General features: G+C 35.8%; 4 protein-coding genes and 1 riboswitch. Of the genes, 2 read left to right on the top strand and 2 right to left on the bottom strand.

The features are described from left to right. The first annotated feature begins 1,122 nt into the window (after nucleotides 1-1,122). Nucleotides 1,123-1,524, top strand: a complete 402-nt coding sequence (locus BM122_RS20565; RefSeq protein WP_083398639.1) for a hypothetical protein — start codon at nucleotides 1,123-1,125, stop codon at nucleotides 1,522-1,524. 505 nt (nucleotides 1,525-2,029) lie between these two features. On the opposite strand, the gene BM122_RS20560 is transcribed toward BM122_RS20565, so the two are convergent. Then, nucleotides 2,030-2,302: a hypothetical protein gene (locus tag BM122_RS20560; RefSeq protein ID WP_177198239.1), complete on the bottom strand. Its 273-nt coding sequence runs from the start codon at nucleotides 2,300-2,302 to the stop codon at nucleotides 2,030-2,032. 134 nt (nucleotides 2,303-2,436) lie between these two features. On the opposite strand from BM122_RS20560, the gene BM122_RS23750 reads away from it, so the two are divergent. After that, nucleotides 2,437-2,655, top strand: a complete 219-nt coding sequence (locus BM122_RS23750) for a hypothetical protein (protein ID WP_177198238.1) — start codon at nucleotides 2,437-2,439, stop codon at nucleotides 2,653-2,655. A gap of 646 nt (nucleotides 2,656-3,301) precedes the next feature. Here BM122_RS23750 and BM122_RS20550 read toward each other — a convergent pair. Beyond that, the gene (locus BM122_RS20550) at nucleotides 3,302-3,610 is read right to left on the bottom strand and encodes a hypothetical protein (protein WP_074907455.1); all 309 of its coding nucleotides are present in this window, start codon (nucleotides 3,608-3,610) and stop codon (nucleotides 3,302-3,304) included. Between the two features lie 285 nt (nucleotides 3,611-3,895). Continuing rightward, nucleotides 3,896-4,002, bottom strand: a riboswitch (SAM-I-IV-variant riboswitch). Between the last annotated feature and the right edge of the window lie 108 nt (nucleotides 4,003-4,110).

Here is a 4,110-nt window from a genome sequence, read left to right as displayed (position 1 = left end):
GGAAAATTGCTGTTTCGAACACATCAATTTTACTCCATCCCCAAGCCCACTCAGGCTTTATCTCTCAAGAGTTTAGGGTTAACCGGACAGTAGTGATTGCACATAATCGATGATAGCCATCTGCAATAATCACTTTACCATTATTTGAATCCCTTACCAGAAGAAGGGGTGATAACTTCTCTCCTAATTGTATTTTCTGTATATCCCTTTTGACATGTATATTACTTATACCAAGCAAGGGCAAGGTGGATGCTCTGAAGATATCTTTAGCTTGAAATTCTGAAAGCATTGCTTTTTCTAGATTACTTACATAATTAGCAGCTATCTTCTCATCGTAAATTAAACATAATAGGATAAATCAGCACTGTAGTTATGCCCCTCGGACTCGCTTGTCCACTTAATTTCAATTATCTTTGTTTCAGTTTTCTTTGTTTTAGTTGTCTTTGCCATAGCATTCTTATTTTATATACAGAATGTTATTTGAACGCCACTATATTACTTATACGCGACTATTCTATTTTAAAAGCCATATATAGCTGTAACGCTGACTCATAGATAAAAAGATTATTTCAATAATAAATAAAATTTACTGAGAAAAAACCATTGTTGACTTGTGGGATTGTGTGACATGTATTTTTCACTCTAGGTGGCATACCAAATTAGATAAGCACAGAAAAATATATTAGAAGTCAATTGTAGGTCTAAGCTCTCTAATTTATCCAAATTGAAGCGTTTTTTCCAATATTCAGCAATCTACATATCAGGACTTATAACATCATTTAAATACAATTTAATTGTATTTATATAAGAAACAATATATTTCTTTTTTAAATGCTTATTTTTTGTTATTTGTATTGATATTATGCATCATAATAAATTAAATACAAATATGATGAAAAGGGCTAATCTGTTAAAAACCATAATGTTATTATGAATAATATTCAGATAAATCGTCGCGAATTATTAAGTGATGGGCTATGTTGGAAATCTAAGATGTTAATAAGTTTGTTTCCTGTAAAGAACGCATTCTTAACATGGTTATTATTAATGGACTAAAGACGCAATATTTTTGATAGAAATTTTAACAAATAGGGTAAATTAAAGTAAGCCGATGGAGATTTTATGATGAAGAAGTTGACTTTTTTGATAGTTGTTTTGATACTGGGCTTCTTATCCGGCTGTGCTCAAATGAGTCCAATAGCAAGCACTCTAAGTAATGAAAAGGTTGGCACGAATCAACACTCTATAGACCCTAATAATCATATTGCCGTGGCTAGACATTATGAAGATGTGGCCAAAGAGATGAAAGAAAAACTACAGGCGAAGAAAGAACAGCTTGAGGAATACGAAGGACACAACTACTACTATGGAAGAAAAGGGCAAAACTACCGGTCCCATATTTGGGCTAATATGAGGCATTTAGAAGATTCTATTAAAGAGAATTTGAGAGAAGCTGATATTCACCACAAAATGGCTCAGGATCAACAAAAACGAGAGCTTAGTTTTAGTTTAAGAACTGAATAGATCGTAAATTCTCAATTGAATTAGTAGTAAATATTTAGAAGAAAAACATCTAAATTCCAGAGGGCAACGAATACGGAAACGGCCGTGATATCAACTACAGATACGCGGCTTTATTTTTCCCTCCTTTAGCTCTATGGGTTATACCTGATTGGTATAAGCGGGCTTAAATTTTTTTAAATAAAGCCAAATAGCAGAATACAGCTTTTTATTGCATCATATTGCTGGTAAAAAAACCTCGATTTTTTGGAGACTTCTATAGTTATCAAATTCTAAAGCAGTAACCAACCTGGAAACTTAGTTATACCGTAATTGCTGGGGAACACTCACATTTTAGAAGTATTTTATATCCTGGTGAGTAGTAGTCATAAACATCTCTTCTACCACCACTTCGACTTTTATCATGCATTATTTTTGCTGGATTAGTAGCATTTTAAAATTATTTTATATCCTGGTAAGCAGTAGTCATAAACATCTCTTCTATCAACGCCTCGACTTTTATCATGCATTATTCTCGGCGGATCAGTAGCATAAGGGTTATTGTATAAGTCATTCGGATATTGACTGCCATACCCTCCATACGGATATTGATTGAATCTGGCGAGTAAGGAATAACCGGACGACCATAAGGGTTAGACGTTGAATTTGGATCGTATCTCTCGGTCCTCAAATTACCCAAATATTTACCAGTTTCTCGGTCAATCGAATAGGGTGGATCTGCAAATGAAATGCTTGTTAAAGCACCCAGAATGAGTCCAGCGAAGATTTTCATAAACTTCATTTGCCTCGCCCTACTTGTCAATAGTTACAAGATCCACTTCTACGAGGCCTAGAAGCCCAACATAACACCGACATTCCCCGTGTTAATACCCATGAATAAATGACCCGGTGCTACGCCATATGCAGCAGGTGCGGGTGGGTAATATACAGGTGCAGGTGGATAGTATGGTCGGTTGTAATAAACATTTGCTGGCGGAACGGGTGGATAGTAAGGTTGGCCGTAATAAATATTCCGTTGATAGTAATGATTATGCCCATGGTGATGATGCTTATGCTTATGGTGGTGATGGTGATGCCCATGATGATGGTGGTGATGGTGATGGCCTCTTCCAGCTTCAGCCACCATGGGAGTAGCTAAAACCACACTCAACAACATTCCAGATAATAATTTTACTGATGTGTTCGTTTTAGTTATTGTTTTCATGTTAAGTCTCCTTGATTTTTGTGGAGCAGAACTTCTTCTGTTGGTATTAACTTTATACTGGAGAACATGAATAGAAACTGAACAATCTGAGAAAAATAAAAGTGGGGTTACATGCGTCTTGTTAGGCAAAGATTGAGAGGGTTACTATTTTTAAAATAATAAGCTTTTTTATTCCTGTTTGGTGAAGTGGGTGTAATTTATATAGTTTCTGCAAATTTATTTATATTAAATTATTACTTGTCCACAATTTCTGTGGATAACTTTGTGGGTAATCTGTAAATACTGCTGCTAAGATGGTTATTTGTAATAGTCTTTTTTAGATTGATTAAACTTTGTGCATGTAAAATTACTATTTATAATCAATATATTATTATTGTAGATTTATATATTGACTATTCAAAGGATGTTGGTTTATATAAATTGCTTCTGAGAAGATAGTGTGGATTATTTTAAAATGTTAAGAACTCCATCGCACACACTTATATTAAAATTATTAAGATTTAGGTTCTACAAAGAAGAGTTTCCCTATACCGTCCACAGTTAGTTATGGCGCATATGGTGATTGACCTTGGCCGATCAGGATTGGTAATTATGCATAACCTTTGGTCTAAAGGCAACACACATTCTTTGCTCCGCCTCTGCCACTAGCTCTTGTTTGAAGACTTCGGCAGCTTCTTCTACTGCTTCGGCTGATAAATCTAGGGCTACTGGTAACTTTTCTAGCACACCTCTTGATGATATAAGATCACCACAATAAAGGGAATCCAGTCGGCGTTGGGCTTTGCTCACATTCGCATAGCCTAATCGATGTAGAAATTCTCGATTGTTCAATCCAAGTTCAGCGCAACGTTTCGTAATGAGCTCAATAATGTTTATTTTAATCATGAGATCACCCCTTGCTGATCAATTTGTATTGGATGAGGTTTTTCTGGTTAAAGTAAGCGTTGGATCTTTGCGATCGCCTGTACACAGCCAATGCAGTAAATAAGCATCCATATGAATCAGTAAATGCGTAGACAAAATTCACCTGAAGGAAATTTTTCAGTTCAGCTTGAAAAATGAGTAGCGATAAGCCAAGAACGCAGTAGTGCGTCTCCTGGTATACTTGGATTACTTTTTCGTTGATTTTTGAATCTACAAACATAAAACCTTCCATGAAAGGAGAGTCGATGCTTTCCGCTTGGTTGCTCCGATATGGAGCCACATCCGCTTTCACGATCCACCTTGCCCGGATAGGCAGGTTGGCATGGGCATCGACCCATTTCTGAATGTATTAACAACTGATGTTAAGCAGGCCGCCGAAAAAAGCTTATCATTTTGGTCATGAAAAAAGAAAAACTTGAGCTATATACTGATTATCTGATCAGCAACAACGGTTATGCAAC

The organism is Nitrosomonas communis, from assembly GCF_900114745.1.
Classification (GTDB): domain Bacteria; phylum Pseudomonadota; class Gammaproteobacteria; order Burkholderiales; family Nitrosomonadaceae; genus Nitrosomonas; species Nitrosomonas communis_A.
Note: the sequence above shows the minus strand (reverse complement) of the source record. Positions and strands in the feature narration are given on the sequence as shown.

Excerpts from the sequence above, each read along its gene's own strand:
- BM122_RS20560 (WP_177198239.1), bottom strand. The coding sequence starts at position 2,302 with ATGAAGTTTATGAAAATCTTCGCTGGACTCATTCTGGGTGCTTTAACA.
- BM122_RS20550 (WP_074907455.1), bottom strand. The coding sequence starts at position 3,610 with ATGATTAAAATAAACATTATTGAGCTCATTACGAAACGTTGCGCTGAA.
- BM122_RS20565 (WP_083398639.1), top strand. The coding sequence starts at position 1,123 with ATGATGAAGAAGTTGACTTTTTTGATAGTTGTTTTGATACTGGGCTTC.